The sequence below is a fragment of the Roseibium sp. TrichSKD4 genome, assembly GCF_000148725.1.
GTDB lineage: Bacteria > Pseudomonadota > Alphaproteobacteria > Rhizobiales > Stappiaceae > Roseibium.
Window position 1 is genome coordinate 2,956 of the sequence record NZ_GL476308.1, and the last position, 1,893, is coordinate 4,848.

General features: G+C 59.4%; 2 protein-coding genes. One reads left to right on the forward strand and one right to left on the reverse strand.

The window, feature by feature from the left end; all coding sequences use genetic code 11:
* The coding region (locus tag TRICHSKD4_RS05575; RefSeq protein WP_040616401.1) for a transposase at nt 1-418 on the forward strand (418 nt) is incomplete at its 5' end.
* Here TRICHSKD4_RS05575 and TRICHSKD4_RS05580 read toward each other — a convergent pair.
* Nucleotides 406-1,854 carry a Tn3 family transposase gene (locus tag TRICHSKD4_RS05580; RefSeq protein WP_009466490.1) on the reverse strand — a complete coding sequence of 483 codons (1,449 nt, stop codon included), beginning with the start codon at nt 1,852-1,854 and terminating at the stop codon, nt 406-408. The genes TRICHSKD4_RS05575 and TRICHSKD4_RS05580 overlap by 13 nt on opposite strands.
* Between the last annotated feature and the right edge of the window lie 39 nt (nt 1,855-1,893).

Here is a 1,893-nt window from a genome sequence, read left to right on the forward strand (position 1 = left end):
CCGCGCTACCATCCGGCAGGCTAGGGCAAAACCGATCTTTGACGCCTTGGAAGAATGGTTGCAGACGCAATTGCCCAAAATCTCGGGAAAGTCACCACTCGCGCAGGCCATCCGCTATGCCTTGGGCCGAATGCCGAAAGCACGCCCATACCTTGAGCTCGGCCATCTGGAATTGGATAACAACACCGCCGAGCGCGCCGTTAAACCCGTCGCCATCGGACGCAAAAATTGGATGTTCTCAGGCTCCCAAGGCGGCGGCAAAGCCATGGCTATCGCTTATACCCTGATCGAAACGGCCAAGCTCAACGGTGTTGACCCTCAGGCCTGGCTGACCTGGGTCCTCGGTCAAGTCGCCGACCACAAAATCACACGCCTCGACGAACTTCTGCCCTGGCGTTACGCTGCTCAGGCAGCGTAACAGGCCGCATCGGTGTCGCGCCAGAGCGCCTTCGCCGGACGGTCACGAACGGTCAGCAATCCGATGATGTCTTTGCAGGGGGCGCCCGTGCGCAGATAAGTAAACGCTTCCGTGAAGCCCGTGGCTTCGGCCACGTCCTGAAGGATGTCCGTTATTTTCGCAGGGGGAAGCCGCCGATAGAGATCGAGAACCAGATCAGCTGCCTCCTCAGGAACATCTGCCTTCAGACGGTCAACCCGTAACTGGCCATCTTCGATGATGCCGTTGGGAAGAGTGCCGTCCCTGACAGCCTCCGCAAGCCGTTCGAGGCCGCTCTGCAATCGGCGCTTGCGATCCTCGATCCAGACTCTGGGATCCAGCGGGAGTTCAAGTCCCGGCATCGCCTTCGCTGTTTCCAGTGGTACGAGGACTTTCCTGTCATCAGCATATCGGCGAGCATGATCCAGCCAGATATCGTTGGATCTGAAGGCCTCCTGCAAACGGAACATAACTGCTACGATCCAGAGCCGGTCCTCGTTGGTTTCCGACTTGCGCAGTTGCTTGTCCCACTTTGATCGGGCGGGCAGAAAGGCTCGCGATTTGACTGGGATGTCTGCCCCCTTCCGGATGATCGCCGCAGCGTCGAGCAACGGTTGGGCCACGGTGGATCCCCGGATATCCAGCGCACTCAACATGCGTTTGCTATAAAGCTTGAAGCTGTGAACCGCCTTCTCGATGTGATCCATCGGCTCGGCCATGGCAGGTTTGATCAATTGGGTCGCCATTGCCACAAGAGTTTCCAGACCATCCCATGAACAGGATGCATCGACGGCCCCGCCCAAGGCAGCCTCATCGCCCCGGGCCATCAGCAATGTCGTTCCCAGAGATTGGAATCCGACCAGTGTGCTGGCTATATCCGCCTGTGCCTGCTCGAAGTGCAGCGCGCTGATTTTCTTCGCCTCTCGCCAGGTCTTGCCTACGATCCGGTCATGGGTTTCGACAACGGTATCGGCGACGGACGCCGCCCATTCAACGACACAGGTGGCCAGAATGGCGAGGCGACGATTACTGCTGATGTCCTGCAAATTGCCCGTGAAGTAGCGCTCGCCCTGACGGCGCAGGATTTTGATCCTGTGGGGCGGAATGCCATCAAGAACATCGGGTTGCAGACCAATCGCCTTGAGGGCTTCCACCCGGTCAAGCAGGCGGTTCATATCGGCTGTGTTCTTGCCGACCTCAAACCCCCGCAGCCACAAGAACACGCTCTGCCACCCGTTCGCAGCCTCGCCAAGCAGGTCGTCGAGACGACGGCGTATTCGACTGTCCAGGCGCGCGACAATCCGGTTCTCGATCCGCCGCTCGGCCGCCACAAGCGCATCGGCACACAGCCTCTCAATCGTCGTGACACCCGGCAGGATGATCTGCCGCGCCCGGCATTCTTCAACAAAAGCCCGCACCAGACCTTCGCAGATTCGCTGCCTCGGCCTGCTGGTCTA